At 66.8% G+C, this 19,496-nt stretch carries 22 protein-coding genes; 17 read left to right on the forward strand and 5 right to left on the reverse strand.

The window, feature by feature from the left end:
* Positions 1 to 335: 335 nt before the first annotated feature.
* Positions 336 to 1,418 (forward strand): sn-glycerol-3-phosphate ABC transporter ATP-binding protein UgpC, encoded by a 1,083-nt coding sequence (gene ugpC, locus C1933_RS07750; protein WP_108752782.1) that lies wholly within the window; start codon positions 336 to 338, stop codon positions 1,416 to 1,418.
* Between the two features lie 184 nt (positions 1,419 to 1,602).
* On the opposite strand, the gene C1933_RS07755 is transcribed toward ugpC, so the two are convergent.
* A complete protein-coding gene (locus tag C1933_RS07755) occupies positions 1,603 to 2,478 on the reverse strand; it encodes a folate-binding protein YgfZ (protein WP_108752783.1) in 876 nt (291 codons plus the stop codon).
* Positions 2,479 to 2,517: 39 nt separating this feature from the next.
* On the opposite strand from C1933_RS07755, the gene C1933_RS07760 reads away from it, so the two are divergent.
* The 10 genes from C1933_RS07760 (at position 2,518) to C1933_RS07805 (ending at position 9,558) form a co-directional block, all read left to right on the forward strand.
* Entirely contained in the window at positions 2,518 to 2,691 is a 174-nt protein-coding gene (locus C1933_RS07760) for a DUF1674 domain-containing protein (RefSeq protein ID WP_108752784.1), read from the forward strand.
* 56 nt (positions 2,692 to 2,747) lie between these two features.
* Positions 2,748 to 3,140: a succinate dehydrogenase, cytochrome b556 subunit gene (gene sdhC / locus C1933_RS07765; RefSeq protein WP_108752785.1), complete on the forward strand. Its 393-nt coding sequence runs from the start codon at positions 2,748 to 2,750 to the stop codon at positions 3,138 to 3,140.
* A complete protein-coding gene (sdhD, locus tag C1933_RS07770; protein ID WP_108752786.1) occupies positions 3,137 to 3,532 on the forward strand; it encodes a succinate dehydrogenase, hydrophobic membrane anchor protein in 396 nt (131 codons plus the stop codon). The genes sdhC and sdhD overlap by 4 nt, the downstream gene beginning before the upstream one ends.
* Positions 3,533 to 3,562: 30 nt before the next feature.
* Positions 3,563 to 5,353, forward strand: coding sequence for a succinate dehydrogenase flavoprotein subunit (gene sdhA / locus C1933_RS07775; RefSeq protein WP_108752787.1), 1,791 nt, complete (start codon positions 3,563 to 3,565; stop codon positions 5,351 to 5,353).
* Between the two features lie 66 nt (positions 5,354 to 5,419).
* Entirely contained in the window at positions 5,420 to 6,205 is a 786-nt protein-coding gene (locus C1933_RS07780; RefSeq protein ID WP_108752788.1) for a succinate dehydrogenase iron-sulfur subunit, read from the forward strand.
* A gap of 97 nt (positions 6,206 to 6,302) precedes the next feature.
* The gene (locus C1933_RS07785; RefSeq protein ID WP_108752789.1) at positions 6,303 to 6,551 is read left to right on the forward strand and encodes a succinate dehydrogenase assembly factor 2; all 249 of its coding nucleotides are present in this window, start codon (positions 6,303 to 6,305) and stop codon (positions 6,549 to 6,551) included.
* Complete coding sequence (locus tag C1933_RS07790) at positions 6,502 to 6,951, forward strand: hypothetical protein (RefSeq protein WP_108752790.1); 450 nt, start codon at positions 6,502 to 6,504, stop codon at positions 6,949 to 6,951. The genes C1933_RS07785 and C1933_RS07790 overlap by 50 nt, the downstream gene beginning before the upstream one ends.
* 23 nt (positions 6,952 to 6,974) lie before the next feature.
* The gene (locus tag C1933_RS07795) at positions 6,975 to 8,216 is read left to right on the forward strand and encodes a lipoprotein-releasing ABC transporter permease subunit (protein WP_108752791.1); all 1,242 of its coding nucleotides are present in this window, start codon (positions 6,975 to 6,977) and stop codon (positions 8,214 to 8,216) included.
* Complete coding sequence (lolD, locus tag C1933_RS07800) at positions 8,209 to 8,922, forward strand: lipoprotein-releasing ABC transporter ATP-binding protein LolD (protein WP_108752792.1); 714 nt, start codon at positions 8,209 to 8,211, stop codon at positions 8,920 to 8,922. The genes C1933_RS07795 and lolD overlap by 8 nt, the downstream gene beginning before the upstream one ends.
* Before the next feature lie 186 nt (positions 8,923 to 9,108).
* Positions 9,109 to 9,558 carry a DUF6491 family protein gene (locus C1933_RS07805; RefSeq protein ID WP_108752793.1) on the forward strand — a complete coding sequence of 150 codons (450 nt, stop codon included), beginning with the start codon at positions 9,109 to 9,111 and terminating at the stop codon, positions 9,556 to 9,558.
* Between the two features lie 35 nt (positions 9,559 to 9,593).
* Here the strand turns inward: C1933_RS07805 and C1933_RS07810 are convergent, their stop codons facing one another.
* The 3 genes from C1933_RS07810 to ftsY form a co-directional block, all read right to left on the reverse strand.
* Positions 9,594 to 9,863: an oxidative damage protection protein gene (locus C1933_RS07810; protein WP_108752794.1), complete on the reverse strand. Its 270-nt coding sequence runs from the start codon at positions 9,861 to 9,863 to the stop codon at positions 9,594 to 9,596.
* 5 nt (positions 9,864 to 9,868) lie between these two features.
* Positions 9,869 to 10,993: an A/G-specific adenine glycosylase gene (mutY, locus tag C1933_RS07815; RefSeq protein ID WP_108752795.1), complete on the reverse strand. Its 1,125-nt coding sequence runs from the start codon at positions 10,991 to 10,993 to the stop codon at positions 9,869 to 9,871.
* Positions 10,994 to 11,076: 83 nt separating this feature from the next.
* Positions 11,077 to 12,399, reverse strand: coding sequence for a signal recognition particle-docking protein FtsY (gene ftsY / locus C1933_RS07820; RefSeq protein ID WP_108752796.1), 1,323 nt, complete (start codon positions 12,397 to 12,399; stop codon positions 11,077 to 11,079).
* A 129-nt stretch (positions 12,400 to 12,528) separates the two neighbouring features.
* Here ftsY and C1933_RS07825 point away from each other — a divergent pair, with 129 nt between their 5' ends.
* Positions 12,529 to 12,828 carry a flagellar basal body protein gene (locus C1933_RS07825; protein ID WP_108754774.1) on the forward strand — a complete coding sequence of 100 codons (300 nt, stop codon included), beginning with the start codon at positions 12,529 to 12,531 and terminating at the stop codon, positions 12,826 to 12,828.
* A gap of 212 nt (positions 12,829 to 13,040) precedes the next feature.
* Here the strand turns inward: C1933_RS07825 and htpG are convergent, their stop codons facing one another.
* Positions 13,041 to 14,930 carry a molecular chaperone HtpG gene (gene htpG, locus C1933_RS07830; RefSeq protein ID WP_108752797.1) on the reverse strand — a complete coding sequence of 630 codons (1,890 nt, stop codon included), beginning with the start codon at positions 14,928 to 14,930 and terminating at the stop codon, positions 13,041 to 13,043.
* 616 nt (positions 14,931 to 15,546) lie between these two features.
* Between htpG and rsmD the strand changes: the two genes are divergently transcribed.
* From rsmD to ggt, 5 genes are all read left to right on the forward strand, one after another.
* Positions 15,547 to 16,125, forward strand: coding sequence for a 16S rRNA (guanine(966)-N(2))-methyltransferase RsmD (gene rsmD / locus C1933_RS07835; protein WP_108752798.1), 579 nt, complete (start codon positions 15,547 to 15,549; stop codon positions 16,123 to 16,125).
* 26 nt (positions 16,126 to 16,151) lie between these two features.
* Complete coding sequence (gene coaD / locus C1933_RS07840) at positions 16,152 to 16,661, forward strand: pantetheine-phosphate adenylyltransferase (protein ID WP_005409091.1); 510 nt, start codon at positions 16,152 to 16,154, stop codon at positions 16,659 to 16,661.
* A 79-nt stretch (positions 16,662 to 16,740) separates the two neighbouring features.
* Positions 16,741 to 17,232, forward strand: coding sequence for a hypothetical protein (locus C1933_RS07845; RefSeq protein ID WP_108752799.1), 492 nt, complete (start codon positions 16,741 to 16,743; stop codon positions 17,230 to 17,232).
* A 132-nt stretch (positions 17,233 to 17,364) separates the two neighbouring features.
* On the forward strand, positions 17,365 to 17,646 hold the full coding sequence (locus C1933_RS07850; RefSeq protein ID WP_108749298.1) for a YfhL family 4Fe-4S dicluster ferredoxin: 282 nt from the start codon (positions 17,365 to 17,367) through the stop codon (positions 17,644 to 17,646).
* Complete coding sequence (gene ggt, locus C1933_RS07855; RefSeq protein WP_108752800.1) at positions 17,643 to 19,382, forward strand: gamma-glutamyltransferase; 1,740 nt, start codon at positions 17,643 to 17,645, stop codon at positions 19,380 to 19,382. Before C1933_RS07850 ends, ggt begins: the two co-directional genes overlap by 4 nt.
* Positions 19,383 to 19,496 lie beyond the last annotated feature (114 nt).

Genomic DNA, 19,496 nt, shown 5'->3' on the forward strand with positions numbered 1-19,496 from the left:
GGTGACATCGTTGTCAATCGCTTCATGGCTGGGTTCAGGGGACATCCGCGCTACTGTCTGTCCGAGGTTCGTTGGGGGCGGTTTTCCGGGCATCCGGGCAACCGTTCCATTCGAAACCACCGCAACGGCCCGCTTTCGATTGGCCGCTGTTGCAGGTCGGTGCGCGCCGACCATCGGATAGTGCCACGTGAAAACGTTTACATGGCAGAATGGGCAACTGTATTCGATTGCAGTGCTCGCCGTCATGCGGCGACCGCGCAATCATCACTGCCATCGGGAGGGCCGAAGGCAGTCCCCAATGACAGCCCGGCACCGGGCGGACTGGATAGAGTGATATGGCAAAAGTGCAGTTGCAGGGTGTGCGCAAGGTCTACGACAACGGCCAGGTCGCAGTGAAGGACGCCACCTTCGAGGTGGCCGACGGCGAACTGATGGTGCTGGTCGGGCCGTCCGGCTGCGGCAAGTCGACGCTGCTGCGGATGGTGGCGGGCCTGGAGGAAATCAGCGGCGGCACGCTCACCATTGGTGACCGGGTGGTCAATGACGTGGCGCCTAAGGATCGCGACATCGCGATGGTGTTCCAGAGCTACGCGCTGTACCCGCACATGACCGTGGCCGAGAATCTGGCCTTCGGCCTGAAGCTGCGCGGCCATGACAAGGCGACCATCGACAAGCGCATCGCCGAGGCGGCGCAGACGCTGGGCCTGACCGAGATGATGGACAAGCTGCCCAAGGCGATGTCCGGTGGCCAGCGCCAGCGCGTGGCCCTGGGGCGCGCCCTGGTGCGCGAGCCGGCGGTGTTCCTGCTGGACGAACCGCTGTCCAACCTGGACGCCAAGCTGCGCCACAGCGTGCGTACCGAAATCGCGCAGCTGCATCGCAAGCTGGGCACCACCATGATCTACGTGACCCACGACCAGGTGGAAGCGATGACCCTGGGCCAGCGCATCGTGGTGCTCAAGGACGGCATCATCCAGCAGATCGACACGCCGATGGCGCTGTACGACCGTCCGGCCAACCTGTTCGTGGCCGGCTTCCTGGGCAGCCCGGCAATGAACGTGCTGCGCGGCACGCTGCAGGGCGACGCCGGTGGCGTAAGCGTGGTGGACGGTGCGTGGCGCGCGCCGCTGGGCCAGGCCACCATCGATCCGGCGTGGCTGCAGAAGTCGATCGCCGTGGGCGTGCGTCCGGAGCATCTGCAGCCGGCGGCCGCCGATGATGCGCATGCCTTCAGCGCGCGCATCGAGGGCATCGAGCCGGTTGGCAACGAGATCTTCGTGAACCTCAGCAGTGGCCAGCATGCGCTGACCATGCGCGTGGCGCCGCAGGCGCTGCCGGCGGTGGGCGAGGAGATCCGCGTGGCAATCCACCCGCAGGGGCTGCACTTCTTCAGCGCAGAAACCGGCGCACGCCTGTAAGGATGCTTGGTCGGCGTGCGGACCAAGGTCCGCACCTACCAGGGCAGGGCCGCCGTAGATCCACGCCATGCGTGGATGAGGCGAGGGCCCCGTAGATCCACGCCATGCGTGGATGGGATGCCAGCAGAAGCAGTGCGGACCAAGGTCCGCACCCACCAGTCCAGGTCCGCACCCGCGACTGGGTTCAGCGCGCCAGGCCGTCCAGTAGCGGCACGCGCTGCGCGGCCACGCCGCCGACCTGCAGTTCACCATCGCTGGTTTCCAGCGGCAGCACCGCCAGTGCCAGGTCTGCGGCCACGCTGGCCAGGGTGCCCAGCGCCGCGCCGTCCTGCTGCACCGTGTCACCGGCCTGCGCCGCTGCGGCGGTGTGCAGCAGCTGCACCGCACGCTTGGCCTTGCCCAGGAAATGGGTGCGGGCCACGATTTCCTGGCCCGGATAGCAGCCCTTCTTCACGCTGTACCCGTTCAGCCGGTCCAGCCCCAGTTGCTGCGGCGTCCACACCTCGCGCTGGCTGGCATCCAGGCGCGGCAGGCCGAAGCGCAGATCGGCCTGGCGCCAGGCCAGGGCGAAGGTGTCCGTGGCGGCGTCGGCTTCCGTGGCCGCTGCGTCGGGCGCGCCGATACGCAGGGTGCGCGGCAGTGCATCACTGCCCAGGTCCAGTTCCCAGTCCGCGCCTTCGGCCAGGGCAATCGCTGCGCCGCTGGCGGCCTCGGGCGCAGTGAAGGCGCCGGTCACCGCCAGATCCGTGCGCACCTGCACCTTCACCTTGCGCCGGAACACAAAGCGTTGCAGTTGCGACGCAATCGCATCCGCGTCGCCGTCAGCCAGCACCAGCATTACGTAGTCTTCGGCCAGCCGCAGCAGCTGGAACACCGCCAGGGTGCGACCTTTGGCGCTCAGCCAGGCGCTCCATTGCCAGTGCAGCAGGGGCAGGGCGGTCACGTCGCTGCTGAACTGGGCGTGGGCGAACGCGGCCGCATCGGCACCCTGCAGGCTCACCAGCTGGTGGCCCGGAAGGTGCGGATATGCGACGAAAGCAGGGGGCAGGTTGTCAGGCACGTGAACGAGGTCTAAAATTTGTGCGTTGCGAGACCGAACATGATAGGCCAAACAACCCCCACTCCCGACGCCGAAACTGAAGCCCCGCTGGTCCCCGCGGCACCTGTGCCTGTGGAACCGGAAAAGGTTGAAGAGGAATTCGGCGGCCGCGGCGGACTTGATCCGGTGCGGTACGGCGATTGGGAGAAAAACGGACGCTGCATCGATTTCTGATCAGCATTGAGCCAACGCGGCCGCGTGCCGCCCAGCCGAGACAACGAGCCCAGCGAATGGCGACCAGACAACGCCCACTTTCCCCGCACCTTCAGGTGTATCGCTGGCAGATTCAGATGGCCACCTCGATCCTGCATCGAGCCACTGGCGTCTTTCTGTCTGTTGGTGCCCTCATCATCGCTGCGGGCCTTCTGGCCCTGATGATGGGGCCCGAATCCTGGAACTGCTACACCGGCCATGCCGGGGCCTGGTATGGCCGCGTGTTCCTGTTCGCGTGGACATGGTCGTTCGCCTACCACCTGTGCAATGGCATCCGCCACATCGTGCAGGACTTCGCCATTGGTTTCAGCATTCCTGCCTTCGTGCGCAGCAGCTGGATCTCGGTCTTCGGCAGCCTGGTGATCACCGCGCTGGTGTGGGTCTACGTGCTGCTGGGAGGTGCCGCATGAACAAGCCGAACAAGTTCCGTACCCCGCTGAAGACCGTGCGCGGCCTGGGTTCGGCCAAGACCGGTACCGAACACTTCGTGCACCAGCGCCTGACCGCCGCCGCCCTGGTGGTGCTGGGCGTGTGGTTCCTGGTGTTCGTGGTGCGCCTGGCCGGTGCTGATTACGTGACCGCCACTGCCGCCATCGCCAAGCCGTGGAACGCGGTGCCGCTGATCGGCCTGCTCATCGCCATGTTCTGGCACGCCCAGCTGGGCCTGCAGGTGGTGCTGGAAGATTACATCCACGAATCGCTGCTGGCCCTGGTGCTGCAGACCTTCGTGAAGTTCGTGGCCGTGCTCGGCATGATCGTCAGCGTGTTTGCGGTGGGCCGCATCGCCCTCGGCGTCGCCTGAGCCCAGGCACAAGACAGGAATCCAGATTAGATGTCCGCTTACAAGATTACTGAACACAAGTACGACATGGTCGTGGTGGGCGCCGGCGGCGCCGGCCTGCGCGCCACGTTCGGCCTGGCCGCCAAGGGCCTGCAGACCGTGTGTCTGACCAAGGTGTTCCCGACCCGTTCGCACACCGTCGCCGCGCAGGGTGGTATTTCCGCCGCGCTGGCCAACATGGGCGAAGACGATTGGCGCTACCACTTCTTCGACACCATCAAGGGGTCGGACTGGCTGGGCGACCAGGACGCCATCGAATACATGTGCCGCGAGGCCATTCCGGCCATCATCGAGCTGGAACACTACGGCGTGCCGTTCAGCCGTACCGCCGAAGGCAAGATCTACCAGCGTCCTTTCGGTGGCATGACCACCAAGTACGGTGAAGGCCCGGCGGCGCAGCGTACCTGCGCGGCGGCCGACCGTACCGGCCACGCCATGCTGCACACCCTGTACCAGCAGTCGCTGAAGCACGATGCACGCTTCATGATCGAGTACTTCGCACTCGACCTGATCTTCGATGACGAAGGCGTGTGCCGTGGCGTGCTGGCCCTGGACATGTCCGACGGCACGCTGCACCTGTTCCGCGCCCAGGGCGTGGTGCTGGCCACCGGCGGCTACGGCCGTGCGTACTTCAGCGCCACCTCGGCGCACACCTGCACCGGCGACGGTGGCGGCCTGGCCATGCGTGCCGGCATCGCCATGCAGGACATGGAGTTCGTGCAGTTCCACCCGACCGGCATCTACGGCGCCGGCTGCCTGATCACCGAGGGTGTCCGCGGTGAAGGCGGCATCCTGCGCAACAGCTCGGGCGAGCGCTTCATGGAACGCTACGCACCGCACTACAAGGATCTGGCCTCGCGCGACGTGGTCAGCCGTTCGATGACCATCGAAATCCGCGAAGGCCGCGGCGTCGGCGAGCACAAGGATCACATCCTGCTCGACCTGACCCACCTGGGCCCGGGCGTGATCGACGAGAAGCTGCCGGGTATCGCCGAAAGCGCCCGCATCTTCGCCGGCGTGGACGTGCACAAGCAGCCGATCCCGGTCATCCCGACCGTGCACTACAACATGGGCGGCATTCCGACCAACTTCCACGGTGAAGTGGTGCGCAAGGTCGGCGACAACCCCGATTCGGTGGTGCCGGGCCTGTACGCGATCGGCGAAGCCGCCTGCGTGTCGGTGCACGGTGCCAACCGCCTGGGCTCGAACTCGCTGCTGGACCTGGTGGTGTTCGGTCGCGCCGTGGCCAACCGCTGCGCCGAGACCATCAAGCCGGGCGCTGCGCACAAGCCGCTGCCGGCCGATGCCTGCGACAAGGCGCTGGGCCTGCTGGACAAGCTGCGCCACGCCAATGGTGATACGCCGACCTCGGTCATCCGTGACCGCATGCAGCGCACCATGCAGGCCGACGCCGCGGTGTTCCGCACCAGCGAAAGCCTGAAGGAAGGCTGCGAGAAGATGGCCAAGGTGTTCGATTCGTTCCAGGACGTGAAGGTTTCCGACCGTTCGCTGGTCTGGAACTCGGACCTGATCGAGACGTACGAACTGAACAACCTGCTGCTGAACGCGGTGGCGACGATCAATTCGGCCGAACAGCGCAAGGAAAGCCGCGGCGCGCATGCGCACGAGGACTATCCCGATCGCGACGACGTCAATTGGCAGAAGCACACCCTGGTCAGCGTGGACGAGAAGGGCAAGTGCAGCTTCGATTACCGCCCGGTGCACATGTACACGTTGACCGACGACGTGTCCGTGGTGCCGCCGAAGCCGCGCGTGTACTGATCCGACCCCGCCTACCATGCAATCCGCGCCCACGGGCGCGGGCCGCCTGAGCCAACGAGAGCAGCCATGGCCGAGTTTTCACTCCCCAAGAATTCCAAGATCACGAAGGGCCAGCACTTCCCCGCCAAGACCGGCGGCAAGAACGTGCGCACCTTCAAGATCTACCGCTGGAGTCCGGACGACGACAGCAATCCGCGCACCGACACCTATGAGATCGATCTGGACGCCTGCGGCCCGATGGTCCTGGACGCGCTGATCAAGATCAAGAACGAGATCGACCCGACCCTGACCTTCCGCCGCTCGTGCCGCGAAGGTATCTGCGGTTCGTGCGCGATGAACATCGACGGCACCAATACGCTGGCCTGCACCCGCGCCATCGCGGACTGCGGCAAGAAGGAAGTGCCGATCTACCCGCTGCCGCACATGAACGTGGTGAAGGATCTGGTTCCGGATCTGACCCACTTCTACGCGCAGTACGCCTCGATCAAGCCGTGGATCCGTACCCAGACCCCGGCACCGCCGGACCGTGAGCGCCTGCAGTCGCCGGAAGACCGCAAGAAGCTGGACGGCCTGTACGAGTGCATCCTGTGCGCCTGCTGCTCGACCAGCTGCCCCAGCTACTGGTGGAACGGTGAGCGTTACCTGGGCCCGGCGATCCTGCTGCAGGCCTACCGCTGGATCATCGACTCGCGCGATGAAGACACCGGTGCGCGCCTGGACGACCTGGAAGATCCGTTCAAGCTTTACCGCTGCCACACCATCATGAACTGCGCCCGCACCTGCCCGAAGGGCCTGAACCCGGCGCTGGCGATTGCCGAGATCAAGAAGCTGATGATGGAACGCCGCGCCTGATACAGGCTGGCGGTACCCGGTAGAGCCACGCCATGCGTGGTTGTGCCCCCCAGTAGAGCCACGCCATGCGTGGCTTTGCTGTATCTGGAGAAACACGATGGAAGAAGACGTCCTGCTGAAGAAGCTGCGCTGGCGCTGCCGCCGCGGCATGCGCGAACTGGACCAGCTGTTCGAGCGCTACCTGGACCGCGAATGGGGCACTGCGCCGACCGAAGAGCGCGAGGTTTTCCTGTTCCTGCTCGAGTGCGAGGACGATAAGTTGTGGCGCTGGTTCATGGGCTACGAGGCCTGCCCGCATGCCCATGCCATTCCGCTCATGCAGAAGATCCTCGCCCTCAAGGCTTGAGTGGCGCCCCTCGCGCCTTCAGGGCGCAGCGCAGCTGGCAGTGCTGATCGCCGCCCCCTGGCTGCTGCAGGCATCGGCACTGTCGCCGGCGCTGTACTGGCCAGTGCTGGCGGCGGTGTGGGCGGCGGGCCTGGCTGAACTGCTCTGGCGCCTGTGCCGGCCGCGGCGCGTGCTGTTGCTGCCTTCGCTGCCAGCACCGCTGCAGGTGGCCGGGCAGGATATCGACAGCCCCGGGCTGGTGGAACGAGGGCCGTGGCTGCTGCTGCGCTGGCGGCAGCAGGGCCGGCGCCGGCACCTGCTGTTCTGGCCGGATGTGCTGGATCGCGCGCAGCGACGTGAACTGCGACTGGCCGTGGCAGCACGAGCGGTTTCCCGTCGGCCCCGGTCGGTGGCACCATAAGCTGAATTGACCGGCGTGCCTGCATGTTCAAACCAATCCCCGTGGCCATCGGCCTGCGCTACCTGCGCGCCAAGCGCCGCAACGGCTTCATCTCCTTCATCTCGATGGCATCGATCCTGGGCATTGCGCTCGGCGTTACGGTGCTGATCACCACCCTGGCGGTCATGAGCGGTTTCCAGAAGGAAATCCGCAGCCGCCTGCTGCAGATGACCGCCCACACCACCATCAGCCGTGACGGCGAGCCGATGCCCGACTGGATGCGGGTGGTGGACGTGGCCAGCAAGGACCCGCGCGTGGCCGGCGCCGCGCCGTACATCGAGATCCAGTCGATGATCAGCGGCCCGCGCGTGCAGGGTGCCATCGTGCAGGGCATCGACCCGGCGCTGGAACCGAAGGTATCGGTGATCGACCAGAAGGTGGTCAAGGGCAGCTATGACAGCCTGAAGCCGGGCAGCTTCAACCTGCTGCTGGGCAAGGAGCTGGCGATCTGGCTGGGCGTGGACGTGGGCGACCAGGTGCTGGTCACCTTCGCCGAAGTGCAGGGCACGCCCGCTGGTGCGGTACCGCGCATGAAACGCTTCACGGTCAGCGGCATCTTCGAGGCCGGCTACAACGAAGTGGACCGCGGCGTCGGCTTTGCCAACATGCAGGATCTGCAGCGCGTGCTGCGCAGTGACGGCGCCACCGGCGTGCGCCTGAAGCTGCACGACATGGACCGTTCGCTGGAAGTGGGCGTGGACCTGGCGCAGAACCTGGGTGGCGCGTACCGGGTCAGCGACTGGACCCAGCAGAACGCCAACCTGTACCACTCGCTGCGCATGGAAAAAGTGGTGATGGGCATCCTGCTCTCGCTGATCATCGCCATGGGCGCGTTCAACCTGGTGTCCTCGCAGGTGATGCTGGTGACCGACAAGCAGGCGGACATCGCGATCCTGCGCACGCTGGGCCTGACCCCGGGCGGGGTGATGCAGGTGTTCATGGTGCAGGGCTCGCTGATCGGCATCTTCGGCACCCTGGCCGGTCTGATCGGCGGCATCACCCTGACCCTGAACCTGGAACGCATCCTGGGCGCGATCGAATCGGTGTTCAACGTGAAGCTGCTGCCGGAAGACGTGTACTACATCACCGGCCTGCCCACCGACATGCAGACCGGCGACATCGTGGCGATCACCCTGATCGCGCTGCTGATGAGTTTCCTGGCCACCCTGTACCCCGCTTGGCGGGCCGCACGCACCCAGCCGGCCGAGGCCCTGCGCTATGAATAAGATCGTCAACCGCGGCGATGAAGTGATCCGTGCCGAGGCGCTGGGCAAGACCTACGCCGAAGGCCGCATGCAGACCCCGGTGTTCGACGGCCTGGACCTACGGGTGAACGCCGGCGAGACCGTGGCGATCATCGGTGCTTCCGGCGCCGGCAAGAGCACCCTGCTGCACCTGCTGGGCGGGCTGGACGTGCCCAGTGCCGGCGAGGTGTACGTGACCGGCCAGCGCATGTCGGCGCTGTCAGACACCGCCCGTGGCCTGCTGCGCAACCAGGCGCTGGGCTTCGTCTACCAGTTCCATCATCTGTTGCCCGAATTCACTGCGCTGGAAAACGTGATGATGCCGGTGATGCTGGCCGGTACCCCAGTGGCCGAAGCCAGCTCGCGCGCCACCGCGCTGCTGGAGGCCGTTGGCCTTGGCCATCGCCTGGACCACAAGCCGGGCGAGCTGTCCGGTGGCGAGCGCCAGCGTGCGGCGGTCGCACGCGCACTGGTGAACCACCCCGCCTGCGTGCTGGGTGACGAACCGACCGGCAATCTGGATGACCGCACGGCGGCGACGGTGTTCGAGCTGATGCTGGAACTGAACCGCGCGCGCCATACCAGCCTGGTGCTGGTGACCCACGACCGCAGCCTGGCCCGGCGCCTGGACCGGGTGCTGGAGCTGCGCGAAGGGCGGCTGCACGCGCTGGCGCACGCCGAAGTTTGAGTGGTGTTTGGGTGTGCCCACCAAGGTGGGCACCTACCGGGGCGGGGTGTGCCCACCAAGGTGGGCACCTACCAAGGCGGGGTGCGGGCGGGGCTCGCCGACCAGCGGCTGAATCGGGCGGCTGATCGTCTCGCCGGCGTTGCCCGGCGGGGCGCATGATGTGCGCACTTCCCCGAGGAGATGCCGATGAAGACCCCCGTGTTGCTGGTTGGGCTGTGCCTGGCCCTGGCCGCCTGTGCCACCACCGGTCGGCTGAGCAGTGCCGAGCGCCTGGATCTCTATCGCGCCCACGCTGGCGCGCCGCAGAAGGACATGCAGTTCTTCGGCACGCTCAATGGCTGGACCGAACTGGGTGACAGTGCGCTGGCGGTCTGGACCAAGCCCAGCGAGGCCTATCTGCTGGAACTGACCGGGCCCTGCCCGGATCTGTCCTTTGCCCCGGCCATTGGCCTGACCAGCCACATGGGCCGGGTCAGCGCGCCGTTCGACAAGGTGCTGGTGCGCGATCCTACCGGTGGCCCGCGCATGCCGTGCTTCATCAAGACCATCCGCAAGCTGGATGTGAAGGCACTGCGTGCGGAGGAAAAGGAAATGCGCCAGGCGCAGGTGCAGGAACGCGAAGAACCCGCGAAATAACCGGTAGCGCCGGGCCATGCCCGGCGGAACCCGGCTCAGGCTTCGGGAGTGAACCCGGCCGGCTTTTCGGCGTCCTTCTCGAACAGGAACTTCACCAGTTCCGCCTCCAGCATCGCGCGATGCTCCGGCTTGCGCGGCGACAGCCGGTTTTCATTGATCAGCATGGTCTGGTGCGCCAGCCATGCCGTCCACGCCGGTTTGCCGATGTGGTTGAACACGCGCTGGCCCAGCTCACCGGGGTAGGGCACGAAGTCCAGGCCCTCGGCATCGCGTTGTTCGTACTGGCAGAAGATGGTTCGGGGCATGGTGGTTACTCGTAGTTGCGGGATTTCGGGGTCTTTCGTTTCGGCGCCTTGGGGCTGGCGCCATCCAGCAGCTTGCGGATCGGTGCCGGCAGACCCAGCGCTGGCAGTTCTTCGGCGGCCACCCAGCGCAGCGTGGGCTCTTCCACGCGCAGGCCGCGCACCTGTCGCGACAATACCTGCAGGTGCAGCCTGTAGTGGCTGAAGGTGTGCTGCAGCAGTGGCAGTTCTTCGGCATCTTCCAGCGAACCGTCGACGTTGGCGTCGAACCAGTCCTGCAGTTCGCTGCCGGCGTCGGCCTGCGGAAGGGTCCACAGCTGGGCCCAGATGCCGGTGTCCGGGCGCTTCTGCAGCAGCACGCGCTGGCGCGCATCGCGCAGCAGCAGGGCCACCGCTTCGCGCTCGGGCAGGGTCTTGCTGGGCTTGGCGGTGGGCAGTTCGGCGGTACGACCCTCGCGGCGGGCCACGCAGTCGTCCTGCAGCGGGCAGATCACGCAGGCAGGCTTGGCCCGGCTGCAGACCGTCGCGCCCAGATCCATCTGCGCCTGGGTGTAATCGGCCATGCGGCCTGCGGGCACGTGGCGGACATGATCCTGGGCCAGCGCCCACAACTGCTTCTCGATGGCCGGCAGGCCGGGAAAGCCTTCGATGCCGTGGTAACGGCTGAGGACGCGCTTGACGTTGCCGTCGAGGATGGCGAACGGGTCGTTCCAGGCCTGGCTGAGGATCGCGCCGGCGGTGCTGCGACCGATGCCGGGCAGGGCATGCAGCGCATCGAAATTTCGCGGCAGGTCGCCGTCGTGCAGTTCCACGCAGCGCTTGGCCGCGGCATGCAGGTTGCGCGCGCGGGCGTAGTAGCCCAGCCCGGCCCACTGCGCCATCACCGCATCGTTGCTGGCGGCGGCCAGGTCGGGCAGGGTCGGGAAGTGCTGCAGGAAGCGATGGAAGTACGGGATGACCGTGGCCACCTGGGTCTGCTGCAGCATGATTTCCGACAGCCAGACCCGGTACGGGCTGCGCGGATGCTGCCAGGGCAGGTCGTGGCGGCCGTGGGTGTCGAACCAGTGCAGCAGGCGACCGACGAAGCGATCGTGTAGGGCGGTGTCGGCGCTGGCGTGCGGCTGGCGGGGCATGTGTGTTCCGGGGAAGGCAGCCACCCGTGGGGTGGCTCTACCGAATTGCAGTAGAGCCACGCCATGCGTGGCTGCACGGTGTATCAGGCGCCCAGTGCTTCAGGCAGCAGCGCGTCGACGAACGCTTCCGGATCGAACACGCGCAGGTCTTCCGGGCGCTCGCCAATGCCGGCGAAGCGGATCGGAATGCCGAACTCGCGGGCCAGCGCGAACACCACGCCGCCCTTGGCCGTGCCGTCCAGCTTGGTCACCACCAGGCCGGTCACCTTCACCGCTGCATTGAACTGGCGCAGCTGCGAGAGCGCGTTCTGGCCGGTGGTGCCGTCGATCACCATCAGCACTTCGTGCGGGGCGGATTCATCGATCTTGCCCAGCACGCGGCGGATCTTGCCCAGCTCGTTCATCAGGCCGGATTGGGTATGCAGGCGGCCGGCAGTGTCGGCAATCAGCACCGAGGTGCCACGGGCCTTGCCGGCCTGCAGCGCGTCGTAGGCCACCGAGGCGGCATCGGCGTTCTGCCCCTGGGCGACCACGGCCACGCCGTTGCGCTCGCCCCAGGCCTGCAGCTGCGCCACCGCGGCGGCACGGAAGGTATCGCCGGCGGCCAGCATCAGACTGTGGCCGTCGTCCTTGAAGCGCTTGGCCAACTTGCCGATGGTGGTGGTCTTGCCGACGCCGTTGACGCCGACGGTGAGCACGACGAACGGTTTGGCATTGCGGTCGATCACCAGCGGCTGCGCCACCGGCTGCAGGATCGCGATCAGCTCGCTGCGCAGGGCGGCCAGCAGGGCGTTGGCATCGGCGAATTCGCGCGACTTCATGCGCTTGCGCAGGCCTTCCACCAGATCGGTGGTGGCACCCACGCCGACGTCGGCGGTGATCAGGGCGGTTTCCAGCTCGTCCAGCAGATCGTCGTCGAGCTTGGGGTTGCGCGAGAACAGGCCGCCGAAGCTGCGGGCGATGACGCTGTTGCGCAGGCGCTCGCGCCAGCCCGGCTTGCCGGCCGGGGCCGGCGGGGCATCCACCAGGGCCGGCAGGTCGGCGGCCGGGGCGACCGGCTCTTCGGCCGGAACGACCGGGGCCAGCGGCGCCAGTACGGCAGCGGCGGCCAGCGCTTCGGCCTGTACGTCCTCGGCGGCGATGACCGGCTGCGCAGCGGGCTGTGCAGCCTGCACGGCGGGTGCTTCGGCGACGGGCGCCGGCACCGGGGCCGGTTCTGCGGCCAGTTGCGGTGCCGGTGCAGGTGCTACGGCTTCGGCTTCGGCCACCGCAGCGGTGGGCGCTTCTTCGGCCGGGGCGGCAGACGGGAACGCCGCCGCCAGCTCTTCAGCCGAGTAGTGCTGGGTCTTGGGCGCGTCCGGTGCGGCGGCGTCCTGGGGCTTCTTGCGGCGGAAAAAACTGAGCATTGGCAAAAGGCGCTGAAATCAGGGGGATATGCTACCACTCGGGCCTGTCGGGCCGATGTGGACTGAAGGTTGCGGCCGCCCGGCCGCTAACGGGTACGGAGGGCTGCGTTGGGCGGCCCGGAGGCCAACATGAACAGCGTGATGGGAACCGCTCTTTCCGGCATGCGCGCCGCCCAGCAGGGCGTGCAGGTGGCCGCGCACAACGTGGCCAATCTGGCGACCCCGGATGCGCAACGGCTGCAGGTGCAGCGCAGCGCGATGGAGCAGGGTGGGGTGGAGACCGTGGTGACCACCACCGAGCCCGATCCCAGCGCGCCGCTGGGCGACCTGCTGGCGGCGAAAACCGAGGTGGTGGCCTTCGCTGCCAACGCCGCGCTGGTGCGCCGCCAGGACCAGATGCTGGGCACCCTGCTGGATCGTAACGCCTGAGCCGACCTGCTTTGGTAGGCGGCAACCGCCGCCCCGGTGGGTGCCAACCGTTGGTTGGCACACCCGACCCGCCCTGGTAGGTGTCAACCTTGGTTGACACGCATTTGGTGTGCCAACCAAGGTTGGCACCTACCAGAGCAGGCATGCCAACCAAGGTTGGCACCTACCAAAGCGCGGTTGCGCCGGGCCGTGCCCGGCGGCAACCGCGTCGGTCAGGCCGACAGTTCCAGCAGCAGCTTGTTCAGGCGGGCCACATAGGCGCCCGGGTCCTTCAGGCTGTCACCGGCGGCCAGCGCGGCCTGGTCGAACAGCACCCGGCCCAGATCGTCAAAGCGTGCACCATCGGCTTCGGCATCCAGCTTGGCGATCAGCGGGTGGCCCGGATTGATCTCCAGCACCGGCTTGCTGTCGGGCACCTTCTGCCCGCTGGCTTCCAGGATCTGGCGCATCTGCAGGCCCAGGTCCTGTTCGCCGATGGCCAGCACCGCCGGTGAATCGGTCAGGCGGTGCGACACGCGCACTTCGGCCACGTCATCGCCCAGCACCGTCTTCAGCCGCTCCACCAGGGCCTGCTTGTCCTTGGCGGCCGCTTCCTGTTCCTGCTTGTCGGCCTCGCTTTCCAGCGCGCCCAGGTCCAGGTCGCCACGGGCGATATCGACGAAGCCCTTGCCGTCGAAATCGGTCAGGTAGCCCATCAGCCACTCGTCGATACGATCGGTCAGCAGCAGCACTTCCACGCCCTTCTTGCGGAACACTTCCAGGTGCGGGCTGTTGCGTACCTGGCTGTAGCTCTCGCCGGTCAGGTAGTAGATCTTGTCCTGGCCTTCGGCCATGCGCGCGATGTAATCGGCCAGCGACACGCTCTGTGCATCGGCCTCGCCACGGGTGGAGGCGAAGCGCAGCAGGCCGGCCACCTTCTCGCGGTTGTTGTAGTCCTCGGCCGGGCCTTCCTTCAGCACCTGGCCGAATTCCTTCCAGAAGCTGGCGTACTGTTCGGGCTTGTCGGTGGCCAGCTTGTCCAGCATGTCCAGCGAGCGCTTGGTCAGCGCCGCCTTCATCGAATCGATGACCGGGCCGGACTGCAGGATTTCGCGCGACACGTTCAGCGAAAGATCGTTGGAATCGACCACGCCCTTGATGAAGCGCAGGTACAGCGGCAGGAACTGCTCGGCCTGGTCCATCACGAACACGCGCTGCACGTACAGCTTCAGGCCCTTGGGCGCGTCGCGGTGGTACAGGTCGAACGGCGCGCGGCCGGGCACGTACAGCAGCGAGGTGTATTCCAGCTTGCCTTCGACCTTGTTGTGGCTCCAGGCCAGCGGATCGCTGTGGTCGTGCGCCACGTGCTTGTAGAACTCGGTGTACTCGGCGTCGCTGATCTCGGTGCGCGGGCGGGTCCACAGCGCGCTGGCGCGGTTGACGGTTTCCCATTCAAGCGCGGCGCCTTCTTCGCCTTCCTTCGGCATCTGGATCGGCAGGCCGATGTGGTCCGAATACTTCTTCAGGATGCTGCGCAGGCGCCAGCCGTCGGCGAAGTCATGCTCGCCGTCCTTCAGGTGCAGCACGATGCGGGTACCGCGCTCGGCCTTGTCGACGGTGGCGACTTCGAAATCGCCTTCGCCGCGCGAGGTCCAGCGCACGCCTTCGCCTGCGGCCAGGCCGGCGCGGCGCGAGGTCACTTCCACTTCGTCGGCGACGATGAAGGCGCTGTAGAAGCCGACGCCGAACTGGCCGATCAGCTGCGAATCCTTCTTCTGGTCGCCGGACAGCTGGCGCAGGAAGTCGCCGGTGCCGGATTTTGCAATCGTACCCAGGTGGGCAATGGCTTCGGCGCGGCTCATGCCGATGCCGTTGTCTTCGATGGTGATGGTGTGGGCGGCGGCGTCGAAGCTGACGCGCACGCGCAGCTCGCTGTCACCTTCCAGCAGGGCCGGCTGGGTCAGGGCCTCGAAGCGCAGCTTGTCGGCGGCGTCGGCGGCGTTGGAGACCAGCTCGCGCAGGAAGATTTCCTTGTTCGAGTACAGCGAGTGGATCATCAGCTGCAGCAGCTGCTTGACCTCGGTCTGGAAGCCAAGGGTTTCGGTCTGGGGGGTCTCGGTCATCGATAGGGCTCCGTGTGCAATGCCGCGCCAGCGCGTGCGGCCTGGCCCAAGGGGTATGGCTGATTGTCCCGAAATCAAGGGGTTGGTCGGGCAGGGCTGCGCCCTGCACCTGCCGAGGCAAATGCAACAGCCGAAGCAAGAGCAACAGCGGGCTATCCGTGGGATGGCGGGGCGGTGTGGGTGGGCAGGACACGCCGTAAACCCGTCCATGGGGGCTCGTAGGCGCCATCCATGGCGCCTGCGGTCCTGCCCACCCACACCGCCCCACCTCTGACAGTCCCCCGCGGCTGTTGGTAGGTGTCGACCTTGGTCAACACGGTAGATCCACGCCATGCGTGGATGAAATCTGTCAGATACCGATATAGAACTGGGGTCGGAGCCCGTTGCGGAGCAACGGGATCCGACCCACGGGATCGCGTCTGGGGCAGAGCCCCCTGAGTCAGGGGGCGGCCGCGAAGCGGCGGGGGTGTGGGAGTTGGTAAGGGGGGCCCACGTTTCGCGCAGCGAAGCGTGGGAGCGACAGCGCGTATGCGTTGGCGCGTACCCGGGCGCCGCCCGGCCGAACTACAATTCCCGCCATGCTGAATTTCTTGAACTACCCCCTGCGGGGGCGCCGGTGAGCGGCCGTGGGGGCAATGATGGTCAGGTCCGCATCATTGGTGGGCGCTGGCGCAATACCCGCCTGCCGGTGCCGACCCTGCCGGGCCTGCGGCCCAGCAGCGATCGCGTGCGTGAAACCCTGTTCAACTGGCTGATGCCCAGGCTAGCCGGTGCCCGTGTGCTGGATCTGTTTGCCGGCAGCGGCGCGCTAGGCCTGGAGGCCGTCTCGCGCGGCGCCGCCCACGCCACCCTGGTCGAGCGCGATGCCCAGCTGGGGCGCAACCTGTCCGCCGCAGTGGCCAAGCTGCAGGCCACCGACCAGATCACCGTGGTCCAGGCCGATGCCCTGCGCTGGCTGCAGGGCGCGCCGGCCCAGCAGGCCGACCTGGTGTTCATCGACCCGCCGTTCGCCGATGGCCTGTGGCAGGACGTGCTGGCCCAGCTGCCGCGGCACCTGGCTGCCGATGCCTGGCTGTACCTGGAATCGCCGGCCGGCCATGTACCAGTACTGCCGCCGGAATGGCTGCTGCACCGCGAGGGCGCCACCCGCGAAGTCCGCTTTGCCCTGTACCGCCGCGCCGCTGCTACACTTTGACCTCATCTGAACATCTGCAACCGCCCATGACCGTGGCCAACCGCCGCATTGCCGTCTACCCCGGCACGTTCGACCCCATCACCAATGGTCACATCGATCTGGTGAGCCGGGCCGCGCCGCTGTTTGAAAAGGTCGTGGTGGGCGTGGCGCAGAGCCCGTCCAAGGGGCCGGCGCTGCCGCTGGAGCAGCGCGTGCAGCTGGCCCGGGGCGCCCTGGGCCACCATGGCAATGTCGAGGTCATCGGCTTCGATACCCTGCTGGCCCATTTCGTACGCTCGGTGCAGGGCGGGGTGCTGCTGCGCGGCCTGCGCGCGGTGTCCGATTTCGAGTACGAATTCCAGATGGCCAGCATGAACCGCCACCTGATTCCCGAGGTCGAGACCCTGTTCCTGACCCCGGCCGAACAGCACAGCTTCATTTCGTCCTCGCTTGTCCGCGAGATCGCGCGCCTGGGTGGCGACGTGTCCGGCTTCGTGCCGGCCGCCGTGCTCGAAGCGCTGCGCAAGGTCCGCGAAGCGAAGGCGGCACAGTCGTAACCGCTGCCAAGCGGCCGTTCCTGTAGTACCACGCACCCCCATTACGTACACCAACACGCACCATCTCGGGAGGAAACCCATGAACACCACCATGCGCGCGATGCTGATCGCCTCGTTTGCCCTGGCCTTCACCGCTTGCAAGAAGGAAGAGGCTGCTCCGGTCGAAGAGGCCAAGCAGGCCCTGGTCGCTCCGGCCAAGGACGACGATGCAGGCTGGAAGAAGTACCTGCAGGAAGTGGCCATCCAGAACATGGGCAACATCAGCAACAGCCCGTTCCTGTACTACCTCTCGCCGGAATCGGACCCGGACTTCCAGGCCAAGTACGAGCGCCAGACCGAAAGCGCGACCCAGGCCGTGGCCCGTGGCGTGCAGCCGGGCAACATGCTGGCCTTCGGTTCGTCGGCCTCGGGCAAGATGGCTGACATGATCCAGGCCGTGTTCAAGGACGTGTCGGCGGATTCGATGAAGGGCGTGCGCGTCGTCTTCATCGGCCAGTCGGCCGACAATGCCCGCGTGCAGGCTGCCGTGCAGCCGACCGGCGCCGAGTACATTTTCGTCGAAGCCAAGTAAGACCGAGCCGTGGCGGCCACGCTGCGGCGTGGCCCGGGCGGCATCCTGCAAGGGGTGCGGCCGATGAACTGACCGGTGCGCGCGCCCGCGCGTGCCGGTCCTTGTCCCAAGGCGCGGGCGAGGAGTATCGCCATGTCGCTGAAAATCAATGAGCTCTGCGTCAACTGCGACGTATGCGAGCCGGCCTGCCCGAACCAGGCCATTTCGATGGGTGAAACCATCTACGTGATCGATCCCGCACGCTGTACCGAATGCGTGGGTCATTTCGACGAACCCCAGTGCGTGGTCGTCTGCCCGGTCGAATGCATCGACCCGGACCCGGATATCGTGGAAACGGAAGTCCAGCTGCTGGCCAAGCTGCGCCAGTTGCAGAACGATCATCCCGAACTCTATGCGGAGCCCCCATCCGAATGAAGCTGATCGTCCGCCCCCTGTTGCTGCTTGGCCTGCTGCTGGCCCCCCAGGCTTGGGCTGAAAGCCCTGCCCAGACCCCCGCCCGCGCCGAGCGCCCCGATGGGGTGGCCGTGGCCAGTGGCCATGCGCTGGCCACCCAGGCCGGCATCGACATCCTGGCCCAGGGCGGCAACGCCTTCGACGCGGCCGTGGCGGTGTCGTCCACGCTGGCGGTGGTTGAACCGATCAGCTCCGGCCTCGGCGGGGGTGGCTTCTTCCTGCTGCACGACGCGGCCACCGGCAAGGACGTGATGCTGGACGCGCGCGAAACCGCGCCGGCCGCGGCCACGCCGCAGGCATTCCTGGACAAGCAGGGCAACCTGGACCGCGACCGCTCTGTGAACGGGCCCTGGTCGGCGGGCATTCCGGGCCTGCCGGCCGCGCTGGTGGAACTGTCGTCCAAGCACGGCAAGCTGCCGCTGGCCACCTCGCTGCAGCCGGCCATCCGCATCGCCCGCGACGGCTTCCCGGTGTACGAGCGCATGGCCAAGGGCTACGCCTCGCGCCGTGAAGTGATGGAGCGTTTCCCCGGCACGCGCGAGGTCTACCTGCGCAATGGCAAGCCGATCGCCACCGGCGATCTGTTCAAGCAGCCCGAACTGGCACAGACCCTGGAACGCCTGGCGGCCGGCGGTCGTGATGGCTTCTACAAGGGCCAGACCGGCAAGCTGCTGCTGGAAGGGGTGAAGCAGGCCGGTGGCAAGTGGACCGCCGATGAGCTGGCCGGCTACCAGGTCAAGCTGCGCGAGCCGATTGTGTTCGACTACAACGGCTGGAAGATCACCACCGCGCCGCCGCCATCGTCCGGCGGCATCGCCCTGGCCAGCATGCTGCAGATCCTGGAAGGCTGGGACATCAAGCAGATGGATGCCGCGCACCGTACCCACCTGGTGGTGGAAGCCATGCGCCGCGCCTACCGCGACCGCACCTTCTTCCTGGGCGACCCGGATTTCGTGCAGATTCCGCAGAAGGTGCTGACCAGCAAGGACTACGCCCAGGGCCTGCGCGCGACCATCCACCCGGAGAAGGCCACCCCCAGCGACCTGCTGTCGGGCAACCCGACCCCGCTGGAAGATGACGAAACCACTCATTTCTCGATCATCGACCGCGATGGCAACCGCGTGGGCGCCACCCAGACGGTGAACCTGCTGTACGGCTCGGGCCTGATTCCCAAGGGCACCGGCGTGCTGCTGAACAATGAAATGGACGACTTCGCGCTGAAGCCGGGCACCCCCAATGCCTTCGGTGTGATGGGCTATGCGGCCAACGCACCGAAGCCGGGCAAGCGCATGCTCAGCTCGATGACGCCCACCTTCATGGAAAACAGCGACAAGGTGGTCGTGCTCGGTACGCCTGGTGGCAGCCGCATCATCACCATGGTGCTGCTGGGCATCCTCGGCTATGACGCCGGCCTGGACGCACAGCAGGTCGCTGCGCTGCCGCGCTACCACCACCAGTGGCTGCCCGACCTGATCGAGGCCGAGAGCGCTGCCTTCGACGCCGACACGGTGAAGCAGCTGCAGGCGATGGGCCACAAGATCGACCTGCCGGGCGACGTCGCCGCCGGTGGCCGCGGTTCGAGCCACGTCTGGGGCAACCTGCAGACCGTGGAATGGGACCGCAAGGCCAACAAGCTGTTCGGCGGCAGTGATCCGCGCAACCCGGTGGGCAGTGCCCAGGTCGTACCGGCGCATTGAATTGCCGCTGGCGCCGGGCCACGCCCGGCGAATGCGCAACCCCCGAACCCCGCCGTCCGGTGGGGTTTTCCATTTTCCGGCTAGCGATTATTTAACGGCAGCCGTTTGATAATC

The organism is Stenotrophomonas sp. ZAC14D2_NAIMI4_6, assembly GCF_003086875.1.
Taxonomy (GTDB): Bacteria; Pseudomonadota; Gammaproteobacteria; order Xanthomonadales; family Xanthomonadaceae; genus Stenotrophomonas.

Coding starts and splice junctions, on each gene's coding strand:
- mutY (WP_108752795.1), bottom strand. CDS start 10,993: ATGCCCCGCCAGCCGCACGCCAGCGCCGACACCGCCCTACACGATCGC.
- C1933_RS07780 (WP_108752788.1), top strand. CDS start 5,420: ATGGCCGAGTTTTCACTCCCCAAGAATTCCAAGATCACGAAGGGCCAG.
- C1933_RS07760 (WP_108752784.1), top strand. CDS start 2,518: ATGATAGGCCAAACAACCCCCACTCCCGACGCCGAAACTGAAGCCCCG.
- C1933_RS07785 (WP_108752789.1), top strand. CDS start 6,303: ATGGAAGAAGACGTCCTGCTGAAGAAGCTGCGCTGGCGCTGCCGCCGC.
- C1933_RS07810 (WP_108752794.1), bottom strand. CDS start 9,863: ATGCCCCGAACCATCTTCTGCCAGTACGAACAACGCGATGCCGAGGGC.
- lolD (WP_108752792.1), top strand. CDS start 8,209: ATGAATAAGATCGTCAACCGCGGCGATGAAGTGATCCGTGCCGAGGCG.
- coaD (WP_005409091.1), top strand. CDS start 16,152: ATGACCGTGGCCAACCGCCGCATTGCCGTCTACCCCGGCACGTTCGAC.
- C1933_RS07805 (WP_108752793.1), top strand. CDS start 9,109: ATGAAGACCCCCGTGTTGCTGGTTGGGCTGTGCCTGGCCCTGGCCGCC.
- C1933_RS07825 (WP_108754774.1), top strand. CDS start 12,529: ATGAACAGCGTGATGGGAACCGCTCTTTCCGGCATGCGCGCCGCCCAG.
- C1933_RS07845 (WP_108752799.1), top strand. CDS start 16,741: ATGAACACCACCATGCGCGCGATGCTGATCGCCTCGTTTGCCCTGGCC.
- ftsY (WP_108752796.1), bottom strand. CDS start 12,399: ATGCTCAGTTTTTTCCGCCGCAAGAAGCCCCAGGACGCCGCCGCACCG.
- sdhD (WP_108752786.1), top strand. CDS start 3,137: ATGAACAAGCCGAACAAGTTCCGTACCCCGCTGAAGACCGTGCGCGGC.
- htpG (WP_108752797.1), bottom strand. CDS start 14,930: ATGACCGAGACCCCCCAGACCGAAACCCTTGGCTTCCAGACCGAGGTC.
- sdhA (WP_108752787.1), top strand. CDS start 3,563: ATGTCCGCTTACAAGATTACTGAACACAAGTACGACATGGTCGTGGTG.
- ugpC (WP_108752782.1), top strand. CDS start 336: ATGGCAAAAGTGCAGTTGCAGGGTGTGCGCAAGGTCTACGACAACGGC.
- ggt (WP_108752800.1), top strand. CDS start 17,643: ATGAAGCTGATCGTCCGCCCCCTGTTGCTGCTTGGCCTGCTGCTGGCC.
- C1933_RS07850 (WP_108749298.1), top strand. CDS start 17,365: ATGTCGCTGAAAATCAATGAGCTCTGCGTCAACTGCGACGTATGCGAG.
- C1933_RS07790 (WP_108752790.1), top strand. CDS start 6,502: ATGCCCATGCCATTCCGCTCATGCAGAAGATCCTCGCCCTCAAGGCTT.
- C1933_RS07795 (WP_108752791.1), top strand. CDS start 6,975: ATGTTCAAACCAATCCCCGTGGCCATCGGCCTGCGCTACCTGCGCGCC.
- sdhC (WP_108752785.1), top strand. CDS start 2,748: ATGGCGACCAGACAACGCCCACTTTCCCCGCACCTTCAGGTGTATCGC.